The organism is Brevibacillus choshinensis (genome assembly GCF_016811915.1).
GTDB lineage: Bacteria > Bacillota > Bacilli > Brevibacillales > Brevibacillaceae > Brevibacillus > Brevibacillus choshinensis_A.
The window spans coordinates 2,460,982-2,481,133 of record NZ_CP069127.1; the positions used below are offsets into that span (position 1 = coordinate 2,460,982).

General features: G+C 49.8%; 26 protein-coding genes. 23 read left to right on the forward strand and 3 right to left on the reverse strand.

Going from position 1 to position 20,152, the window contains the following annotated elements; genetic code table 11:
* The first annotated feature begins 85 nt into the window (after positions 1–85).
* Together JNE38_RS12575 and JNE38_RS12580 are read left to right on the forward strand one after the other, a co-directional pair.
* On the forward strand, positions 86–493 hold the full coding sequence (locus JNE38_RS12575; RefSeq protein ID WP_203356856.1) for a hypothetical protein: 408 nt from the start codon (positions 86–88) through the stop codon (positions 491–493).
* A gap of 249 nt (positions 494–742) precedes the next feature.
* Positions 743–1,345: a genetic competence negative regulator gene (locus tag JNE38_RS12580; RefSeq protein WP_203356857.1), complete on the forward strand. Its 603-nt coding sequence runs from the start codon at positions 743–745 to the stop codon at positions 1,343–1,345.
* A gap of 70 nt (positions 1,346–1,415) precedes the next feature.
* On the opposite strand, the gene JNE38_RS12585 is transcribed toward JNE38_RS12580, so the two are convergent.
* Complete coding sequence (locus JNE38_RS12585; RefSeq protein WP_203356858.1) at positions 1,416–2,159, reverse strand: PIG-L deacetylase family protein; 744 nt, start codon at positions 2,157–2,159, stop codon at positions 1,416–1,418.
* A 371-nt stretch (positions 2,160–2,530) separates the two neighbouring features.
* Between JNE38_RS12585 and JNE38_RS12590 the strand changes: the two genes are divergently transcribed.
* Positions 2,531–3,763 (forward strand): Glu/Leu/Phe/Val family dehydrogenase, encoded by a 1,233-nt coding sequence (locus JNE38_RS12590; RefSeq protein ID WP_428993726.1) that lies wholly within the window; start codon positions 2,531–2,533, stop codon positions 3,761–3,763.
* An 84-nt stretch (positions 3,764–3,847) separates the two neighbouring features.
* On the opposite strand, the gene JNE38_RS12595 is transcribed toward JNE38_RS12590, so the two are convergent.
* Complete coding sequence (locus JNE38_RS12595; RefSeq protein ID WP_275296702.1) at positions 3,848–4,819, reverse strand: asparaginase; 972 nt, start codon at positions 4,817–4,819, stop codon at positions 3,848–3,850.
* 83 nt (positions 4,820–4,902) lie between these two features.
* Between JNE38_RS12595 and prsW the strand changes: the two genes are divergently transcribed.
* The 16 genes from prsW to JNE38_RS12675 all read left to right on the forward strand — a co-directional run bounded on the left by prsW (position 4,903) and on the right by JNE38_RS12675 (position 17,749).
* Positions 4,903–5,577, forward strand: a complete 675-nt coding sequence (gene prsW, locus JNE38_RS12600; RefSeq protein ID WP_203356860.1) for a glutamic-type intramembrane protease PrsW — start codon at positions 4,903–4,905, stop codon at positions 5,575–5,577.
* Between the two features lie 20 nt (positions 5,578–5,597).
* Positions 5,598–5,756, forward strand: coding sequence for a hypothetical protein (locus JNE38_RS12605; RefSeq protein ID WP_203356861.1), 159 nt, complete (start codon positions 5,598–5,600; stop codon positions 5,754–5,756).
* 401 nt (positions 5,757–6,157) lie between these two features.
* Positions 6,158–7,525, forward strand: coding sequence for a germination protein YpeB (gene ypeB / locus JNE38_RS12610; RefSeq protein WP_203356862.1), 1,368 nt, complete (start codon positions 6,158–6,160; stop codon positions 7,523–7,525).
* A gap of 115 nt (positions 7,526–7,640) precedes the next feature.
* Positions 7,641–8,324: a flagellar brake protein gene (locus tag JNE38_RS12615; protein WP_203356863.1), complete on the forward strand. Its 684-nt coding sequence runs from the start codon at positions 7,641–7,643 to the stop codon at positions 8,322–8,324.
* A 25-nt stretch (positions 8,325–8,349) separates the two neighbouring features.
* Positions 8,350–8,532 carry a hypothetical protein gene (locus tag JNE38_RS12620; RefSeq protein ID WP_203356864.1) on the forward strand — a complete coding sequence of 61 codons (183 nt, stop codon included), beginning with the start codon at positions 8,350–8,352 and terminating at the stop codon, positions 8,530–8,532.
* A 139-nt stretch (positions 8,533–8,671) separates the two neighbouring features.
* A complete protein-coding gene (gene cmk / locus JNE38_RS12625; protein ID WP_203356865.1) occupies positions 8,672–9,343 on the forward strand; it encodes a (d)CMP kinase in 672 nt (223 codons plus the stop codon).
* Complete coding sequence (locus JNE38_RS12630) at positions 9,340–9,933, forward strand: lysophospholipid acyltransferase family protein (RefSeq protein ID WP_203356866.1); 594 nt, start codon at positions 9,340–9,342, stop codon at positions 9,931–9,933. Before cmk ends, JNE38_RS12630 begins: the two co-directional genes overlap by 4 nt.
* Before the next feature lie 186 nt (positions 9,934–10,119).
* The gene (gene rpsA, locus JNE38_RS12635; protein WP_203356867.1) at positions 10,120–11,292 is read left to right on the forward strand and encodes a 30S ribosomal protein S1; all 1,173 of its coding nucleotides are present in this window, start codon (positions 10,120–10,122) and stop codon (positions 11,290–11,292) included.
* A gap of 75 nt (positions 11,293–11,367) precedes the next feature.
* A complete protein-coding gene (gene fni, locus JNE38_RS12640) occupies positions 11,368–12,423 on the forward strand; it encodes a type 2 isopentenyl-diphosphate Delta-isomerase (protein ID WP_203356868.1) in 1,056 nt (351 codons plus the stop codon).
* A gap of 74 nt (positions 12,424–12,497) precedes the next feature.
* On the forward strand, positions 12,498–13,136 hold the full coding sequence (locus JNE38_RS12645; RefSeq protein ID WP_203356869.1) for a YphA family membrane protein: 639 nt from the start codon (positions 12,498–12,500) through the stop codon (positions 13,134–13,136).
* A gap of 7 nt (positions 13,137–13,143) precedes the next feature.
* Positions 13,144–14,049 (forward strand): YIEGIA family protein, encoded by a 906-nt coding sequence (locus JNE38_RS12650; RefSeq protein ID WP_203356870.1) that lies wholly within the window; start codon positions 13,144–13,146, stop codon positions 14,047–14,049.
* A gap of 3 nt (positions 14,050–14,052) precedes the next feature.
* The gene (locus tag JNE38_RS12655) at positions 14,053–14,235 is read left to right on the forward strand and encodes a capping complex subunit for YIEGIA (protein ID WP_203356871.1); all 183 of its coding nucleotides are present in this window, start codon (positions 14,053–14,055) and stop codon (positions 14,233–14,235) included.
* A gap of 158 nt (positions 14,236–14,393) precedes the next feature.
* Positions 14,394–15,707 carry a ribosome biogenesis GTPase Der gene (gene der / locus JNE38_RS12660; RefSeq protein WP_203357533.1) on the forward strand — a complete coding sequence of 438 codons (1,314 nt, stop codon included), beginning with the start codon at positions 14,394–14,396 and terminating at the stop codon, positions 15,705–15,707.
* A gap of 15 nt (positions 15,708–15,722) precedes the next feature.
* Positions 15,723–16,325, forward strand: a complete 603-nt coding sequence (gene plsY, locus JNE38_RS12665) for a glycerol-3-phosphate 1-O-acyltransferase PlsY (protein ID WP_203356872.1) — start codon at positions 15,723–15,725, stop codon at positions 16,323–16,325.
* A 55-nt stretch (positions 16,326–16,380) separates the two neighbouring features.
* Complete coding sequence (locus JNE38_RS12670) at positions 16,381–17,409, forward strand: NAD(P)H-dependent glycerol-3-phosphate dehydrogenase (protein ID WP_275296703.1); 1,029 nt, start codon at positions 16,381–16,383, stop codon at positions 17,407–17,409.
* A gap of 73 nt (positions 17,410–17,482) precedes the next feature.
* The gene (locus JNE38_RS12675; protein ID WP_203356873.1) at positions 17,483–17,749 is read left to right on the forward strand and encodes a stage VI sporulation protein F; all 267 of its coding nucleotides are present in this window, start codon (positions 17,483–17,485) and stop codon (positions 17,747–17,749) included.
* Between the two features lie 119 nt (positions 17,750–17,868).
* On the opposite strand, the gene JNE38_RS12680 is transcribed toward JNE38_RS12675, so the two are convergent.
* The gene (locus tag JNE38_RS12680) at positions 17,869–18,375 is read right to left on the reverse strand and encodes a hypothetical protein (protein WP_203356874.1); all 507 of its coding nucleotides are present in this window, start codon (positions 18,373–18,375) and stop codon (positions 17,869–17,871) included.
* A 159-nt stretch (positions 18,376–18,534) separates the two neighbouring features.
* On the opposite strand from JNE38_RS12680, the gene JNE38_RS30635 reads away from it, so the two are divergent.
* From JNE38_RS30635 to JNE38_RS12700, 4 genes are read left to right on the forward strand one after another with little or no spacing between them, the layout of a single operon-like run.
* The gene (locus JNE38_RS30635) at positions 18,535–18,699 is read left to right on the forward strand and encodes a DUF2768 family protein (protein WP_275296719.1); all 165 of its coding nucleotides are present in this window, start codon (positions 18,535–18,537) and stop codon (positions 18,697–18,699) included.
* Positions 18,700–18,711: 12 nt separating this feature from the next.
* A complete protein-coding gene (locus JNE38_RS12690; RefSeq protein WP_203356876.1) occupies positions 18,712–19,008 on the forward strand; it encodes a 2Fe-2S iron-sulfur cluster-binding protein in 297 nt (98 codons plus the stop codon).
* A 15-nt stretch (positions 19,009–19,023) separates the two neighbouring features.
* The gene (locus JNE38_RS12695) at positions 19,024–19,368 is read left to right on the forward strand and encodes a 2Fe-2S iron-sulfur cluster-binding protein (protein WP_203356877.1); all 345 of its coding nucleotides are present in this window, start codon (positions 19,024–19,026) and stop codon (positions 19,366–19,368) included.
* Positions 19,369–19,389: 21 nt separating this feature from the next.
* On the forward strand, positions 19,390–20,115 hold the full coding sequence (locus JNE38_RS12700; protein WP_203356878.1) for a hypothetical protein: 726 nt from the start codon (positions 19,390–19,392) through the stop codon (positions 20,113–20,115).
* Positions 20,116–20,152 lie beyond the last annotated feature (37 nt).

A 20,152-nucleotide genomic window follows, 5' to 3' on the forward strand; every position in this document is an offset into this window, starting at 1 on the left:
GCGTTTTTCTTTTGGCCCAGGAACCCGAACTAGCAGGGTTCAATAGTATGGGGAGGAAGAACGACTCGCAGGAGGAACGTTTCCAATGGTCGTCATGGGAAGAAGCCTGCTGGTAGGAGCGCTTGCCTGGATCCTGGGAAGTGGAGCATTCCATGTGTTTCCTTCGAGAACGGTCCACATCGAAACGATAGGCGAGTGGCTGTCGATGCTCCTGTTCTCACCGGCTGAACTCTTTCTCTCTCTGCTCTTTTTTTTGCTTGCATCTGGAATTTTGTTTGGCTTGATCCATTTTCACCTGTATCAGTATGGGTACCTTCGATCGTTTCATGTGGAGCATGCCTGGATGCACGCCACGATGTGTTTGTTTGCCCTCTTTCTTTTGGCCATACAATTCGTTAAAATGCCTCTGCCCACAGCGATAGTGACGGTGGCGGTATTCGTCCGCGGAGCGGCAAACCGGAGCTTGCTTTTCCTGGGAAAGCGCAAAAACTGACAGCTGCCAACAAAGTCTGCTTTTCTCTCGCCTAAATCGACAGCGCGCGCTAATGTGCCCCAGTATCGCGGTGGGTGTCGCGTGGCTATGTTCCAGATGACAAATGTGATATGATAGGACTACCTCGGATTTTCCTTTGCGTTTAAAAAATGGATGAATGCTGTCTGGTATTCGTCGGAAAATGCGGAGAACTCTTACAGGCTTACAATCATATTTTGTAGTACGACTGGATGGCGAGGAGGGACAGTCATGCGTGTTGAACGCCTTGGTCAAGATAAAATACGAATCTTTTTAACGTTTGACGACCTGTCAGAGCGCGGGATAGAGAAAGAAGACATGTGGCGTGACATTCCTAAAGTACATGAACTGTTCAACGACATGATGGAACAGGCTTATCATGAGTTAGGTTTCGAAGTGTCAGGGCCTGTTGCCGTTGAAGTGTTCGCCTTGCCAGCTCAGGGGATGGTCGTGATCGTGACTCGCGGCAAAACCGGCTCAAAGGACGGAAAAGAAGAAGAGGAGTACGATGACGAAGAAGTATACGAACTCGAAGTTACGCTTGAAGAGAGCGACCTCATCATCTACGCCTTCCGTGATTTTGAGCATATGGTCGAAGCTGCTCATCGAATAAATGCTCTGTTGACTAATGGAGGTTCCGCTTATTTTTACCAAGGCAAGTATCACTTGGTGCTGGAAGAAGTGGAGCTGGACCAGGAGCGCTACCATAAACTGATTGCGATCCTCTCTGAGTACGGGGAAGCGACGCCAACCACGATTTACGTGTTGGAGGAATACGGTAAAGTTGTCGTGGAAGACGATGCAGTTAAAGAAATATGCAGGCATTTTAAGTGATGGGATGCCTGGGTCTATAAAAAAGCACCTAGTACCTAACTAGGTGCTTTTGCTGTCTGTTTGCCAGGGACTAGACCCTCAAACCTGCAAGCAGGTCGCTCTCTTTGTCCTCTACATTCACATTTGGAAGGTTCGTCCACGCGAGAATGAAGTGATTGCGGGGTGGTACATTCGCCGCATCTCCTGAGGTCACGCCTGGAAACACGCGATCTACCGATAAGTGCTGGGTACGATGGGCACGCAGCGCAGAAGCCACCTGTTCCTTGAATGCAGGGGCATCGATAATCGTGGTTATGGTGTCGTACGAATCCGTGTAGGGAGGCGGGGCAGTCAGTGTGCCGGACGAGGCACGAGTCGCATAATAGAGCTTTCGGACACTCGAATTTTCAGGCAATCGGTGTATGGCTTGCGTGGTTGCATTCGAGATCGACTTGTGATCCGGATGTCCGGAAATGCCATGTGGAGCGAATGTCACGACAACCTCAGGACGCAGGCGCGAGATGACCTCATGAATGTTGATGATCAGCTCTTCTAGGGGGACAAAGCTCAGGTTCTTGTCCTCGTAATCCCAGATTTCCAGTGCGGATACACCCAGAATCGATGAAGCGTCTCTGAGCTCCTGTTCACGGACCCGCGGCAGCTCTTCAAGAGAACAGATAGGGGGATTTCCCGGTTTTCCTGCTTGACCCCGAGTGGCAGTGACAAGGTAGCAGCTTGCGGATTGCTCATGGTGATATTTGGAAATGGTGATGCCTGATGTGAACGTTTCATCATCCGGATGGGCAAAAATAAATAAAATGCCGTGTTTTTTCATAAAAACACCCCCATGAATAAACTTCCATAATTACGCTTCTCATTATGACACATCTCTTGCGAATTGGTAATGAAATGGACTCGTTTGGGGAGGCTATAAGTACGACTCCGATCATGTTTTGCCTTTTGTACAGCAAATTCAGACTACTCATATCAACGTTTTTGTCGATTGGTAAGAAATTGTATGATTATACCGATGAGATGAAGAAAACGCTTTCGAAATGGAAAAAAGGTTTTTTTATACCTTCTCAGACAGGGGACAAACATGTATACTAAAGGCTGCGTTTACCGATAACATTTTTGAGGTGGTAAGTAATGGGTAATCAAGACGTGGTAACCGAAAGCACCCAAGGGACTGGAAAGCAAGAGAGCATGAACTTGCTGGAATCCACTCAAGTGGTGATCAAGGAAGCACTGGAGAAACTAGGTTACCAAGAATCGATGTTTGAACTCTTGAAGGAGCCGCTACGCGTTTTGACCGTACGCATTCCGGTTCGCATGGATAACGGCGAAGTAAAGGTGTTTACGGGCTATCGTGCACAGCACAACGATGCAGTAGGTCCGACCAAGGGGGGCATTCGTTTCCACCCGGAAGTTACTGAGGATGAAGTTAAAGCACTTTCTATCTGGATGAGCCTCAAAGCAGGTATCGTCGATCTGCCATACGGTGGCGGTAAAGGCGGTATCATTTGCGACCCGCGTGAAATGTCCTTCCGTGAACTGGAAAGACTGAGCCGCGGTTACGTTCGCGCAATCAGCCAGCTTGTGGGACCAACAAAAGACATTCCGGCTCCGGACGTCTTTACGAACTCACAAATCATGGCATGGATGATGGACGAATATAGCCGTATCCGTGAATTTGACTCGCCTGGTTTCATTACGGGTAAACCAATCGCTTTGGGTGGTTCCCATGGCCGTGAAACAGCTACGGCAAAAGGTGTGACCATCTGCATCCGCGAAGCAGCAAAACGCCGCAACATCGACGTAAAAGGTGCTCGCGTGGTCATCCAAGGCTTTGGTAATGCAGGTAGCTACCTCGCGAAATTCATGCACGATGCTGGTGCCAAAGTAGTCGGAATTTCCGATGCATACGGTGCACTGCACGATCCGAACGGTTTGGATATCGATTATTTGCTCGACCGTCGTGACTCGTTTGGAACGGTTACCAAACTGTTCAACAACACAATCACAAACAAAGAGCTGTTTGAACTGGATTGCGACATTTTGGTGCCTGCAGCAATTGAAAACCAAATCACTGCTGCAAACGCTCACAATATCAAGGCTCAAATCGTAGTCGAAGCAGCAAACGGTCCAACAACTCTGGAAGCGACCAAAATTCTTACGGAACGTGGCATTCTGTTGGTTCCGGACGTACTGGCTAGTGCCGGCGGTGTGACTGTATCTTACTTCGAGTGGGTGCAAAACAACCAAGGCTACTACTGGACAGAAGAAGAAGTGGAAGCAAAATTGGAACAAGTCATGGTGCGTTCGTTTGAGAATGTTTACTCCTTGTCCCAAACTCGCCGCGTAGACATGCGACTGTCCGCCTACATGGTGGGTGCGCGTAAAATGGCTGAAGCATCTCGCTTCCGCGGTTGGGTGTAAGCATTCCCATCCGTTCTCCACATACACGCAAGTCAAAAACCCCTCCTTGTCGAGTGCAAGGAGGGGTTTCTTTATGACTGTTTCTTATTGATCGAACAAGTGCTGCAATTGCTTGAAGTCTCGTGTTTGCTGCAAGGTGACGATCAGCTTCAAGCGAGCTTTTTGACCGTTCAGGCCGTTTGAGAAAATGACGCCCAGATCTTTTAGCTGACGGCCGCCGCCTTCATAATCGTACACGTCTTGGACTTGCCCGTTGTAGCAGCGAGAGACGAGGACGATGGGCACTCCCTTAGCTAAGAGCTGTTTCAGCGTAGGGAGGATTGCAGGAGGCAGGTTGCCGAGTCCGAATGCTTCGATGACCAAACCGTCGATCGGCTGTTCCAGCAAAAATTGCAGCCACGATGGATCCATCCCCGCCACGGCCTTGATCAACGGCACGTTTGCGTCGGCATGGGAGATGACATAGTGCTCACGGATTATCGGTGCATGATGATAATGCACCTGCTTCTTGGCGATGGTGCCGATCGGACCGTATTGGGGCGATTGGAACGTTGCTACGTTGCTGGTATGCGTCTTGGTGACATGGCAGGCAGCGTGGATTTCATCGTTGAACACGACGATGACCCCTTTGTTGGCACTTTCCGGTTCTGCAGCTGCCCGGACGGAGGAAATCAGATTGACAGGACCATCCGCCCCAAGCTCATTGCTGCTGCGCATGGCTCCTGTCACGACCACAGGAACAGAGAGGGAGAGCGTCAAGTCTAGGAAGTATGCGGTTTCCTCCAAGGTATCGGTTCCGTGCGTGATGACTACACCGTCGTATGAATGCGCAGCCAGCTCTTCTTCTATGTGCTGACGCAATTGGTTCATGATGACAGGTGTCATGTGTGGGCTTGGTAAATTCAAGACATTTTTCATGGTGATATCGGCATAGCGTTCAAGGAAGGGAACAATTTTGTTGACGGCTTGATCGTCCAGAGGCTTTACACCTTCAGAGGCATCCACGGACATGGCGATGGTACCGCCTGTATTTAATACCAATATTTTTTTCAACATGATCTCTCTCCTGTAGCGGGTTTTCATCAACCAGTATTCATGGTACGATGAATATCAGCCTTGTGTAAAGGAGCAATACACAGATGATTGCTATGATCGGAGCGGCAGTTGCCCCCGGCATTGCCATCTTGAGCTATTTTTACCTGCGTGACAGTTTGGAGCCGGAGCCGATTTCGATGGTGATCCGGTCATTTATCTTTGGGGTGCTGCTGGTGATCCCCATCATGGTGATCCAGTACATCATGCAGACTGAATGGAACTGGCGGGACGGCATTGTCGCGGAAGTATTCCAGTCCGCATTTGTTGAAGAGTTCTTTAAATGGATGGTCATTTATTTTACGGCGTATAAACATGTAGAATTTGATGAGCCCTACGATGGGATCGTTTATGCAGTGGCAGTCTCACTCGGGTTTGCCACCTTGGAAAATCTGTTCTATTTGATTATCAATGGCCTGGATATTGCCTTTTGGCGCGCCTTGCTGCCTGTGTCGAGCCACGCTTTGTTTGCAGTGTGGATGGGGTATTACCTGGGTTTGGCGAAGTTCTCCAAAGGAGTTCGCAAAGAGCGAATCTTCCTGTGGGTATCCGTAGCTTTGCCGATCGCTCTTCATGCCCTATACAATGCAATCTTCCTGTCGATCCAAAACTGGCTCGTGGTTATTGTGCCCTTCATGCTGATTCTCTGGTGGCAAGGATTGAAAAAGGTGCAAAGAGCGCATGATTTCGGTTCTAAAAAGTTATCTTCCCGTCCACAATAGGTGGGAGGAGGAGACGAGACGTGTTCAAAACCCAACGAGCAAAAGTGACCATTCGCTGCAACATTTGTGGAGAAAAATTTACCCTGCGCGGTCGTCGAGAACCGGGAGGGCAGGTAGAAACTGGCTTTAAGCAATGCTTATGTGACAACGACAAGCACTTCAGTATTGATGAATCGTAGGAATGAAGCGGACAAGGATAACCTGTGTCCTCAAAGGCCGATGCAAAACTGCATCGGTCTTTTTTCTGCTTACTAGGCTCTCCCGTAATCCTATGCATAATCCATACTTCCTCCACTAACACTATGCAAAGATTTCATTACATGCCAAGGAGGATTCAGCCGTACGAACGATCTGGTTGGCAGGTGTTCTTTTGGTCCTGATTGCGACAGGCTTCGCGGAGCATACGGTAATCTCGGCCGAGGAAAGAAGCACCGCTGTATCGATAGCCGACGTGGCTGTACCTACTATTTCAATCCGGCCACAGCCACATCCCAAGGATTTGGAGCAGGCCTCAAGTCAAGGAGATTGGAAAGCTTATTTGCCGCTAATGTGTTAACTGCTGAAAGGAGGAAGAAAACAAATGGTATACGGAGCTACAGCACGAATCTTGTTTCCCGTAGCCCTGGTTGCATTGGTGGGAGCGGGGATGTGGGGGTACCAGGAGCATAACGAGAAAAATTCGGTGTTGATCAAGGCGGAAAACTCGTATCAACGCGCGTTTCACGACCTGACGTATCACGTAGACAAGCTGCATGACGAATTAGGAAAGGCATTGGTGGTCAATTCTCGTCGGCAAATGACTCCTACATTGACCAGCGTGTGGCGGCTCGCGTATGCAGCGCAGGCCGATGTGGGGCAGTTGCCACTCACGTTGATGCCATTTAATAAGACGGAGGAAATGCTGTCCCGCGTAGCGGATTTCTCCTACCGTGTTGCCGTGAGGGACCTGAGCAAGGAGCCTTTGACGGAAAAGGAGTACGGAACGCTCAAAAGTCTGCACAAGCATTCTGCGGAAATTCAAGATGAGCTGCGCAAGGTGCAAACGAATGTCCTCGACAAGCAGCTGCGTTGGATGGACGTGGAGAGCGCACTAGCTTCCGATGACAAAAAGTCAGACAACACCATTGTGGACGGCTTCCAAACGATTGAAAAGAAAGTGCAGGAATACCCGGACCTCGATTGGGGAGTGGGCATTCAAAGCTTGGATAAAAAGAAGCAGCAGCGAATCAAAGGAATTGACGGGAAAAATACCTCCAAGGAGGAAGCGCAGAGGGCAGCTCTCGATTTTTTGGGAGACAAAGCGAAGGGCGCTCACGTCGAGGTCGATGAAAATGGAAAAGGCCAGGAGTATTCCGCATATAGTGTGCGGGTTCTGTCCCCCGACAAAAAGCAGGCAATCAATCTGGATGTAACCAAACGGGGTGGGAAAGTCGTTTGGATGATGAATGAACGCCAGGTCGGGGAAGAGAAGCTGGATATGAAGCAGGCTGAAGAACATGGGCGCAAATTCTTGAAAGACCACGGCTACGATGGGATGGAGGTAACGGAAACAGACAGCTACGAGCGCAGCGCTGTATTCACGTTCGCCCCCATGCAGGATGGCGTCCGTATTTATCCAGATTCAGTGTCGGTCGAAGTAGCACTCGACAATGGTGAAGTCACTGCATTTAACTCTACGGAGTACTTGTTCAATCACAAGAAGCGCATGTTGTCCAAGCCCCGTCTGACGAAGGAAGAAGCACGCAAAAAAGTGAACCCGAGCGTGAAGGTGACAAGCGAGCGACTGGCCTTGATTGAAGGGAAGAACGACGGAAAAGAAGTGCTGGCATGGGAAATGGCGGGGAGCTTTGAAGGAAACGCGTATATGATCTATATCAATGCTTTGACGGGGGAAGAGGAAGAAGTCGTAAAAATGGACACGGGACAGGGCGAAAAGACAGAACGGTAAATCGGTGTCAAAAGCAGGGGAAGGCCTCGAATGGAGGCTTTCCCTGTTTGCCGTATGGACAAATCAGGGTATATAATGGAAATGTGAGAGGGGATAAAGGAGGAACATTTTTCATATGCTACTACCACGAATTGGTCAGACCATTAAGCTTACTTTTGCGGGTTCCTCTGAAGATCCACGTCTTCATACGTACAAGAGTCGTGTCGTGGACATCAAAGACGAGGTCGCTTCCATCGAATTGCCTACGAATGAAGAGACGGGCCGGACGGGCTTGTTTCAAGCAGGCGAGGAGTGCGAGGTGTGGTACGTGGGAGAAGACGGCTCCCGGTACGAGTTTCATTCCTCCATCGTAGGCAGACAGAGAGACCACATCCCGGTATTGTTTTTGCAATTACCATCAAAGGAAAGCATTCAACGGACACAGAGACGCAATTATTTGCGAATTGATTCATCCTTGGACATTGCTGTCAAACTGGACGATCCAATCCGTCGCTATCACTTCTTGGCGAGAACGGTGGACATCAGCGGCGGTGGATTGTCTTTCACCTGTGAAGAAAGCTACCGTCTTCAAGAAAAGGATCAGGTGCACATATGGATTTCCATGCCGAATAAGACAGGGCCAGTCCAGCACGCGTACGCGTTGTTGGAGGTCGTCAGGCAAAAGCCGGCGGAGAAAAAGGGATTGCACCAGTGGATCTCCGGCAAGTTTGTACAAATCAGTGAGCAGGATCGGGCAAAGGTAGTGCGGGCATGTTATGAAAGACAGCTGGAGCTTCGCAAAAAAGGCGTAGCTGAATGACACCTGACAGAAGGATGAGACCCCGATGACGAGCCAGTACAACGAGCGCTTTCGACGTTTCGCTAACCGCATGGAAAGAGGCATCATGATCGGAATTGTAGTTTGTGCCGTTATGCTCACCATTGGAGAAATGCTCATCCAGTACGTGCCTGCACGTGCTTTGCTCATTGAAACAGAGCGGCTGGAAGGAGTTTCTAGGCTCCCATGAGGGTTTGCGCATGCTTCCATACTATGGTACTATTATAGATAACATAGAAACAGACACACGGATTTGAGGGGCTTCGACAGAAGCTTTTCTTGTTTCTATTCCCTTTCAGAACTACTGTACATAGCAGGTGAGGATGTAAATGAACATTGCCATTGATGGACCAGCGGGAGCAGGAAAAAGTACTGTCGCAGGGAAGGTTGCAAGTCAGCTTGAATACGTGTATATCGATACGGGTTCTATGTATCGTGCGTTGGCATGGGCTGTACACCATAATCAACTTTCCATAGACGATGAACAAGCTGTTTCCGAACTATTACAAAACAACGAGATCCGCTTGGTTCGCAAAGCTGGACAGCAGCATGTGTACTGGAATGATACCGATGTGACTGCATGGATTCGTACCCCCGAAGTAAGTCAGTACGCTTCCATCGTGGCAAGTTACGGTTCCGTTCGTGAACAGATGCTGGTGCTGCAGAGGAATTTGGCAAAGCAAGGCAACGTCGTCATGGATGGTCGAGACATCGGCACACATGTACTGCCAGATGCCGAAGTCAAAATTTTCCTTACTGCTTCCATTCGGGAGCGTGCAGAAAGAAGATGGAAAGAATTGCTCGCAAAAGGAAGCCAAGCACAGCTGGCTGACCTGGAAAAAGAAATAGAAGAGCGGGACTATCGCGACATGAACAGGGAAGTGGCTCCCCTGCGCCAAGCGGAAGATGCTGTTTTGGTGGATACGACAGGGATTTCCATTGATCAGGTTGTAGAGAAAATCTTGCAAATTTGCGAGCGAATGGGAGAGTCTACCCAGTGAGTTATTATCGTACGTTTCGAGGATTTTTTCGGATTATTTTTTCGCTTGTCTATCGATGGCAAGTGATCGGGCGTGAACATATACCTAAGGAAGGCCCAGTCATTCTTTGTGCCAACCACATCTCGCTTTGGGATCCGCCGCTTCTCGGCTCGGGAATTGAGCGAATGGTGCACTTCATGGCGAAGGAAGAGCTTTTCCGCATTCCGGTCATTGGTTTTCTTATCACAAAGTTCGGTGCATTTCCGGTCAAACGCGGAGCGGGTGATCGAGCTGCGATCCGAACGACGCTGAAAGTGCTGGAAGAAGGAAAAATCTTAGGAATTTTCCCAGAAGGAACGCGCAGCAAGACCGGAGAAGTAGGAGAGGGAATGCCGGGTGTGGCAATGTTCGCGCTCAAATCGCAGGCGCAGGTGATTCCTGTCGCGATTATTGGCCCGTACCGAATGTTCCGTCCGATCAAGATCGTATACGGCAAACCCATTGATCTCACCGCACTGCGTGAGGCCAAATCGAGTGGGGATACGTTAAAGGAAACAACCAATTTGATCATGACGCACATCAAGGCGCTCCGTGATCACCATCGTTCTTGAGCAGACGGTATAGAATTACCAAAGGGTAGAATACTAATTCTGCTGGAACATACTGGCTTCATCAGTAGGAACTGCTAGCTTTCGGGCGGCAGTTAAAAATATACATGCTCCCGCTTCATGTAACGTGCTAAATCGTAACGTCTACATAGATGGCTTGGGACGGATCGTATGAAGGAGGTCTTTTGGATGATGGAAGAAACAAACGTAAGTCTAACAGATGCAGCTACTGTTTCCGTAGGTGACGTTGTCAAAGCGACTGTCACAAAAGTAGAAGACAAGCAAGCATTGGTGGATGTAGGTTACAAATACGATGGACTCATTCCGATCAGCGAACTTTCTCCACTGCATGTTGAAAAAGTTTCCGATGTAGTAGCAGTAGGCGACACCTTTGAAGTGAAGGTAATCAAGCTGAACGATGAGAAGGAAGAGCTCGTGGTATCCAAGAAAGCGGTAGCGATGGAATCTTCTTGGGAAGACCTGGAGCAAAAAATGCAAGCGGGCGAAATCATCGAAGCAGTCGTCAAGGAAGTAGTCAAAGGCGGCCTGGTTGTAGATGTAGGCGTTCGCGGATTCATCCCAGCTTCTATGGTTGAGCGTCACTTTGTAGAAGATTTCTCTGATTACAAAGGCAAATCGCTGACCCTGAAGGTAGTGGAGATGGATAAAGAGAAGAACAAAGTGATTCTTTCGCACAAAGCGGTTCTGGAAGACGAAGCCAAAAATCAAAAACAATCCATTTTGGAAAAAATCCAGCCAGGTCAAGTGCTGGAAGGTACTGTACAACGCATGACTGACTTCGGCGTATTCGTTGACATCGGAGGAGTCGATGGATTGGTTCACGTTTCCGAGCTGGCTTGGAACCGCGTAGACAAACCATCCGACGTAGTCAAAGAAGGCGACAAAGTGACCGTAAAAGTTCTCAAGGTAGACAAAGAGAACGAGCGCATCGGTCTGAGCATCAAGGAAACACAAGCAGGTCCTTGGGCAAAAGTAGCGGACGAATTCAAAGCTGGCTCTGTTGTAAAAGGTACCGTGAAACGTTTGGTTTCCTTTGGAGCATTCGTAGAAGTAGCTCCTGGCATTGAAGGTTTGGTCCATATCTCCCAAATCGCCAATCGTCGCGTGAACACTCCAGGTGAGGTCCTGAAAGAAGGTCAAGAGGTCCAAGTGAAAGTCCTGGATGTCGTACCGCAAGAACAGCGCATCAGCCTTAGCATCCGTGCCGTAGAAGAAGATCGCGAAGAACAGGCAGAGCGAGCAAGCAAAAAAGAACAACAACAGTTCCAACAAGAAAACAACCAACCAATGGGCGTGACGTTGGGCGAACTGTTTGCAGACCTGAAAGACAAGTTCAAGTAAGCAAAGATAGACAGGGGATGCGCACTATGCGTATCCCTTTTTCTTTATCTATCCCGAAAAATGGAGGGACGATTTTTGGATCGCTCTGTACGGAAAATCGAGCATATCAAGCATGCTCTTACAACCAATCAATTTGGAGTAAACGGATTTGATGATGTAAGCTTCTTGCCGAACAGCTTGCCGAATACATCTTTTCATCACGTCTCCCTGCAAACGGAAATGGGGAAGTTTCACCTGTCCTCACCGATACTCATCAATGCCATGACAGGAGGGGCAAAGCAGACGACGGAAACCAATCGCAAGCTGGCCGTAATCGCTCGTGAGAAAGGTCTTGCGATGGCAGTGGGATCACAGATGGCGGCTCTGAAGGACCCGAGTGTCAGCGAGAGCTATCGCGTGGTCAGGGTGGAGAACCCACGGGGAATTTTATTTGCCAACGTCGGGGCGGAAGCAACGGTGGATCAGGCAAAAGCAGCAGTGGACATGCTTGAAGCGGACGGGCTGCAAATCCATTTGAATGTGATGCAGGAATTGCTGATGCCGGAAGGAGACCGGGATTTTCGCGGATATGTGGACCGTATCCAGTCGATTTCCGAGCAGGTGGATGTACCCGTCATGGTAAAAGAAGTCGGTTTCGGAATGGCGAGAAATACGGTGCTGGAGCTGATCCAGGCAGGAGTCTCGCTGATCGATGTAGGAGGACGAGGCGGAACCAATTTTGCAAAGGTGGAAAACTTGCGCAGGTCGTCACCTCTAACAATGTTTGAGGAATGGGGATTGACGACGGTGGAAAGTTTGCTAGAAGCATCGTGCGTCAGGACTTCTGACGTAGCCTACGTAGCGACTGGCGGCATCCGTCACGGTCTGGATGTGGCCAAGGCATTGGCGATGGGAGCATCCGCTGTGGGCATTGCGGGTGCCATGCTTCGATGCGTGCAGTCTCAACCGCTCGATGATTGTCTGCGTGCGGTGGACGGATGGCAGCATCAATTGCGTGTGGCGATGACGGCTCTTGGGGCGCACAAGATTGCTGACCTTCGGGAGCAATCACTCTTCATTACAGGGGCGACGGCAGAGCGAGCGCGGCTGCGTGGAATCGCATTAGAGGAATGGGCACAGAGGGGGAAGTAAACGAGGATCGACTCATGAAAGGCTGGTACTTGAGGCATACTTTGGGGAGACCGCCACATCTTGAGGAGATGAACATGAACGAGGGAACCATCGCAATGCTTTCCCAATGGAGCTTGCTATGTCTGGTATGGATGGGAAGCATGGATGCGCAGCTGCAGGAAATGGGGATATCACCGAGACGGATGCTTGCTGTCATTTGCGCTTTTCTCATTTGTACCTTTGTCAGCTGGAAGATGTACTTTGCACCGATCGAAGTCAGCCTGAGCGGTACGATACTGCCGCTGCTTGCAAGTGCCTGGTTGTATTCCCGACTCCCGAGAGTGAGGCGTAGGCTTTACGTGCTGGGAGCTTGCGCGACTGCCATACTGCTGTTTTGGATGCAATGGCTCTTTTTCACCGATCCCGTACTGCTCCTCTGGGATGAACGGGTGATTATGCCGACAGCTGCGATTCTCTCTGTCTTGGCAATGAGTCGTCACCATGTCGCGCAGCTTTTTCAAGTCTTGCTGGCACTACCCTTGGCAGACGCGCTCCATTCGCTCTTCTTTTGGAAGCTGTCCGGCAGCTGCATTTTCGGAAACGATTATTCCCAAGATCTGCTCTGGAGCTCAATATCTTTGTGGAGCCTCACAAGTTTCGTTCGGTTCACGGTCCTTCGCATCCTCAGATGGAGGAAAAACGTGTCATCTGATCCCAATGAACGAAAGTGGTGATGCCCCTTTGTTTAAAGTGTTGCTGGCCAATGAATATGTGTTTCCTCTCATGCTTGGATTCATTTTCGGCATCCTTTGCAGAATTAACTTGCTGCGGACGGACTACCGGCAATATCCAACCTATCCACATGGGAAGATCATTCACATCTCGCTCGGAGTGATTGCTTCAGCATTAGGGGCGTTAGCCATTCCTGCACTGCTCAAGGAAAATTATACGGCAGTGACCTTCCTGACAGTCGCAGCCCAGCAGTTCCGCGATGTGCGAAACATGGAACGCACGACTCTAAATGAGATCGACAAACAGGAGCTCGTTCCGCGCGGAGGCCCGTATATCGAAGGAATTGCCATGGTTTTTGAAGGACGGAACTATCTCGTGATGTTCACATCGCTGGTGACCACGACTTCGATGATCTTCTTCCATTGGTGGGGGGGAATCATTGCAGGGCTGATCGCACTCACGCTTTCCGCCAAGCTCAAGTCAGGAAAGACGTTAAAACTGATCGTGGATGTAAAACCGGCGCCTGTGCGCGTGGAAGGGAAAGATTTGTACGTAGGGGATATTTACATCATGAATGTGGGCCTTGAGGAATCGCAAAAAGTGATTCGCGAGCAGGGGATGGGGTACATACTCGTGCCAAAAGATGCGAATGCGACGGTCACGATTGCTCATCCGGGCCAACGCCAGGCTATCTTGCATGATGTAGCGACACAGCTGGGGGTATTTACGGATACGGGAGAGCCTTCACTGACTCCGCTCGTGAAACGGGATCTGCATACAGGCCGTTTGGGCGTTTTTCTCTTGCCGCAGGTGAAAGACCAGGAGCGGGCACTATCCGTCATCTCTGCTGTGCCTATACTGGAGAGCGTTTTCCGGATGCCCCAAAAGACTCAAACAGCCAAGCAGGAGGTGTAGATCATGTCCAATCAGATTTTGGCCGTGATCACCTTGAGCAAGGAAAACATCGCAGGGGGAGCGCCGATCTTTATCGAGCCGAATAAAGAAAAGATGCAGCAAACGGCATTCACGCTGGAAAAGATTTTAGACGCGATGGTGCATGAGGTGAGGGAGGATACCCTGATCATTGTTCGGCATAAGTAGTCTATGGTATGATTAGCAAATGAGAAAACCTTGCCAAGCCCATCCAGTAATGAGCGGCAGCTGTTTTAGCAGGTTTTTACGCGTATAGGAATGGAAATCATGTAGGTGACGAATCTCTTATGCGTTCAAAAAGTTAATGAGAGAGTGTGTTGTTGATTATGGGATTGCCAGTGGTAGCTATTGTGGGGAGACCCAACGTGGGCAAGTCCACAATTTTTAACCGACTGATCGGCGAGCGCATCGCCATCGTAGAAGACATGCCGGGAGTTACCCGTGACCGATTGTACGGAAAAGGGGAATGGTTAACCCATACCTTTCATGTCATCGATACAGGTGGAATTGAGTTCGGGGAGACCGACGAAATTCTCACGCAAATGCGTTACCAGGCTGAATTGGCTATTGATGAAGCGGATGTGATCATCATGATCGCGGATAGCCGTACTGGAGTGACGGATGCGGATGTGGAGCTCGCTCGCATGCTGAACCGTACTGGGAAACCAGTCGTGCTAGCCGTGAACAAGGCGGACAACCCGGAAATGCGTGCAGATATTTACGATTTCTACTCGCTGGGCTTGGGAGAGCCGTTCCCGATTTCCGGCTCGCACGGATTAGGTCTGGGAGACATGCTGGAAGAAGTGGTTCTGCATTTCCCTCAGAAAGATGAAGATGAATACAGGGAAGACGTCATCCGCGTTTCGATCATCGGACGCCCGAATGTCGGTAAATCTTCTCTGACCAATGCGATTCTGGGAGAAGAACGCGTAATCGTCAGCGACGTGGCGGGTACGACCCGTGACGCGATTGATACACCGTTCGAGCGCGATGGCCAAAGCTACATCCTCGTCGATACGGCAGGGATGCGCAAGCGCGGAAAAGTATACGAAAGTACAGAGAAATACAGCGTGATGCGTGCCATGCGTGCCATCGAGGATTCCGATGTGGTGCTCGTGGTCATCAACGGGGAAGAAGGCATCATCGAGCAGGACAAGAAAATTGCGGGTTACGCACATGAGGCTGGCCGTGGGGTCATGATCGTGGTCAACAAGTGGGATGCGGTCGAAAAGGACGATAAAACCATGCAGCGCTTCACAGAGCTGATCCGCGAAGAGTTCAAGTATCTCGATTATGCACCGATTCTGTACGTGTCGGCCAAGTCCAAGCAGCGTGTTCATACGCTTTTGCCGAAAGTGAATGAGATCGCCCAGGCGCATGCCATGCGCGTGCCGACATCTGTGCTCAACGATTTGGTTACGGATGCGACCATTCGCACACCTCCGCCATCTGACAGAGGGAAGCGTCTCAAAATCAATTATGCGACACAGGCGACAGTCAAACCGCCTACATTCATTTTGTTTGTGAATGATCCGGAACTGATGCATTTTTCCTATGAACGGTACATAGAGAACAAGATACGTGAGGCGTTCGTTTTTGAAGGCACGCCTGTACGTATTTGGACGAGGAAGAAAACGTAGGGAGAGGAAACCGTCATGGTGTTATTATCCTGGGTGATCAGTTATCTAATCGGCTCGATCAGTTTTAGTTATCTCATCGCCAAAAAAGTAGCAGGAATCGACATCCGTTCTCACGGGAGTGGAAATGCGGGTGCTACGAACACGTTGCGCGTGCTGGGGAAAGGTCCGGGAATCGCCGTATTGATTCTGGATGCGCTGAAGGGTCTCGCCGCAATGGGGATCACTCACCTCATTACAGGGGATCCTCTGGCCTATGCGGTATCTGGACTGTTTGCCATTGCAGGGCACAACTGGCCGATCTTTTTCGGATTTCGCGGGGGAAAAGGCATTGCCACCACTCTCGGTGTAGCTTTGGGCTTCTCTCCCGTGGCTTTTCTCATCGGTGCCGTAGTTGCAGTCGTCCTGATCGCAGTGACACGTTTCGTTTCACTTGGCTCACTGGCGCTGGTTACCGTTTTGCCGATTGCTGTCTATTTGTTGGATAAGCCTATATCCTTTTTCTGGACAAGTTTGATTCTGGCCGTCTTTGCCTACGTTCGCCATTATAAAAATATCCGAAATCTTATAGCAGGGACGGAAAGAAAGCTGGGAGACAAATCACACCGTAATCTAAGCTAGCTTTCGGACGTGAAACTTTTATGAGAGCGAGCGGTTGGAAGTGGAGGGAGATCGATTGATTCAAAATGTTGCCGTCATTGGCGCAGGCAGTTGGGGAACTGCACTCGCTTCGGTTTTGGCAGATAACGGACATTCCGTCACGCTCTGGGTGCGAAATGCCAAACAGGCTGAGAACATTAATACGAATCACATGAACGAAAAGTATTTGCCGGATGCCAAGCTGTCCGCCAAAATTGCTGCGACTTCGGATTTACAGGAAGCGGTATCGGGAAAACCGGTAGTGCTGCTGGCTGTACCTTCGCATGCGATGCGCCAAATGTGCCGCGAACTTGCGCCGCTGCTTACGCAGGATGTCCTGTTGATTCATGCCGTAAAAGGCTTTGAGCTGGAGAGCCTCAAGCGTATGTCTGAGGTCATCCACGAGGAATTGCCGGGGGCGATTGCGACCAGACTTGCGGTGCTCTCGGGCCCGAGCCATGCCGAGGAAGTCGTGCAGCGTCAGCCGACTACGGTAGTCGTGGCTTCCGAATCGGAAGACAGCATGCTGCGTTCGCAGGATTTGCTCATGAACCGAAATTTCCGCGTGTATACCAATCCGGATTTGGTCGGTGCTGAAATCGCAGGGGCATTGAAAAATATCATTGCGCTTGGAGCGGGGATGTCGGATGGTCTCGGTTTTGGCGACAATGCCAAAGCTGCGTTGCTGACACGCGGGCTAGCAGAAATCACCCGATTGGGTCTCAAGCTGGGAGCGATGCCACCGACCTTCTCGGGTCTGGCGGGGATCGGCGACCTCGTGGCGACGTGCACGAGCAAGCACAGCCGCAACTGGCGTGCAGGCTATCTGCTTGGCCAAGGAAAAAAGCTGGAAGAAGTTCTCGCTGAAATCGGCATGGTTGTCGAGGGAGTACGAACCACACAGGCTGCCAACGTAATTGCAAAGCGTGAAGATGTGGAAATGCCGATCGCCAATGTATTGTACGGCATTTTGTTTGAAGACAAAGATCCGCGTCAAGGCGTCGAGCAATTGATGGGTAGACTGAAGACTTACGAAATGGAGTACTTGAATCCGGATCATGCGTAGGCTTTTGCCTCACACTTTTAGGCTCCTGCACATACCATAGGGTGTAAACTTTGTAGCAGGAGGAGATCCATTCATGAATAATCCATTTTCCGGTGGCTTTTTGGATCGTTTGAAAGGCAAAGGGACCAATATCGATGAAGCGAAGCTGCGTTCCTTGGCAGGCCAGGTGAAAAAGAGCGATTTTGAGGATGAGGAAAAGCTTCGTCAAATCATCAAAACGTTAGCTACGCTCTCGGGCAAGCAACTGACTGCCGAGAAGGAAGACAAGATTGTCGAGATGTTTTACAACCAAGAAATTAATATTCATGATATGTCTAGTTTGAAAAAGCTCCTAAAATAAGAGAAATGGGCGATTATGCCTGTTACCTGATGGGAAAACCGTCATACAGTAACACTAGGAACAATCATGGCTCTACAGGGACATGGCTGACCTACAGAACCAAGAAAAAAAGAGGGATCTCATCCCTCTTTTTTTCGTTGCTTGGAATTGTTGCCGCCGACCGTTTGACTCAGCAGATTCTGAACAAGAGGGGATTGAAGAAGACCAAGCAGCTGACCCAAGTCGATATTCCCCAATGGATTGCTGTTGGTTGTGGGGGCCGATTCCGGCTCTGGAGATTCTTCGACCATTCTGGAGGCTTCGGAAGCTCCCTTTCTTCGGCGAGCCGGCTTCTCTGTAGCAGCAACGGGCTCCGCTTTTTCCTCAGATCGCTTTCCAAAGTTCTCAAAAATCTCCATTGCTCCGTACAGGGTATCCATCGTCTCTTCGACTTGGCGAATCGTGCTGCTGATGCCTTTTATGTTGTTGCGCATTTTGGAAACAGACGTCCGCAGATCGACCGCAGGCACCACTTTCTTCGGAGTGACAGCCAGGGATGCATCTGTCACTTGCTCGCTCAGCTTTTTGCTGGGAATAAGTGCGTAGGGATTGCGCCATTTTCGGTTGTTGCTCACTTTGTTGCTCATTTGCTCTCCCTCCTATGGGCGAATTCATCACGATAGTCTATGCGAATGTCCAGATGGAGGTTCGCAACCGTCAGACGGACATAGGCGAAGTATGGTATAATGAAGCAAAAAATGCAAAGGATGCTGTTTTTCCCGATGTATATCGATCCTATGACCAAGATGAACATCTCTTTGCTTGCGATTGGCCTGATGTTCGTCTGCAACCTGCTAATGATTTTTGCAAGGAAAATGAACAATGCCCTGTTGCGTTTTATAGTCAAAACGTGCGCTTTTTTATTGCTGATAGCGGTATTTGTCATGATCCTTATTGTCATTTTTGTGTGAGGAGAGAAAAGGATGTCTCAATTGACGCTATTGACCCGATCAGGAGAATTCGACGTACCTGTCGAATTGAATCAGACGGTCGTCACCATTGCCAAAAAGCACAAGGTTGTTTGGGGACATGCGTGTGAGCGCGGGGTATGCGCCCAATGTCGTACTCTTGTCATGGAGGGCGCTGAATATTTGAATGAGCCGACCAAGGAAGAAAAGCTGCGCCTGCGGAAAGCAGAGAGAACAGAAGGATTTCGGCTTGGCTGCCAGATTCAGATCGTTCAAGATGGACCTGTGAAGCTCGCTCACCGACCGTACTAACAGGAGACGTCAGGAATGGGAAAAGTAACGTTTGTACCTAGTGGAAAAAGCATCAAGTCAAGGGCGGGACAGACGCTCGTCAGTGCAGCGGCAGCAGCGCGGGTAGTCATTCCCCAACGCTGTGGTGGCCACGCTTCCTGCCTCATGTGCCGTGTTGTGCTGGAGAGTGGAGAATTATCACCACCCTCCGATCTGGAACGAAGAAAGATGCCTGAAAAAGATTTGGCACAAGGCATTCGCCTCGGGTGTCAGGCGAAGTCGACGCAGAAGGATTGTGTCGTCCGAATCCCCGAAAACCGCTTGAAATCTGTCGTTCAGGCAGCTCTGGAGCGGCAGCAACGCGAGGAAAACGAAGAGTAAAGGTTGAGGTGTACATACAGAATGTGGCAATCATGGCGCAAATCGTTCAAGCTGATCATGAGCTTGGCCGTCGTTTCCGCACTCTTGTCCGGTTGTTTGTATCCGGATGAGCGAAAAGCGGAAAATCAAGTACCTAGCACGTTTTATGTGGAAGCAACACAAAAAGCAATTGAGCAATTTCAACATGACACGGCTGTCCTGCCGATTGTGACCAAGCAGATGGACACTCCGATCTTTGAGAAATACGAAATCGATTTTCGCAAAATGATTCCGAAGTACATGCCGGATGTTCCTGGCAACGCCTTTGAGAAAGGCGGAATGTTCAAATACGTGCTGATCGATGTGGAGACAAAGCCTACCGTCAAGCTTGTGAATCTGGGAGCGGTCAGCACAGTAGCGGACGTACAGAGTGCGGTAGATCGCTATCGCAATTATTTTAACAAGCTGCCTGTGAAGGATGACCTGGGCAATGGCTATTTTTCCATCGATCATGAGGAAATAGGCGTGAAAACATGGCAAGTGCCTTCCACCTTTGGGAATGCCTTGCTTCCTCTCGTGATGAACGAGAAGGGGGAAGTGGGGATTGATTACGCGGCAGACATTGCTCAGATTCTGCGGGATACAAAAGCGACAGTGCCGAAAAAAACAGATCCGCGCTATGTGTTCTCCCGTGAATCCATGTTCGTGCCAGCAAAATCCTTTCCTTATGAACTAGTGGATGGAGAGCCTCGGCTGCTGAAACTGTAACGCATATAAAAAAACGACTCGATGTAGGGTCGTTTTT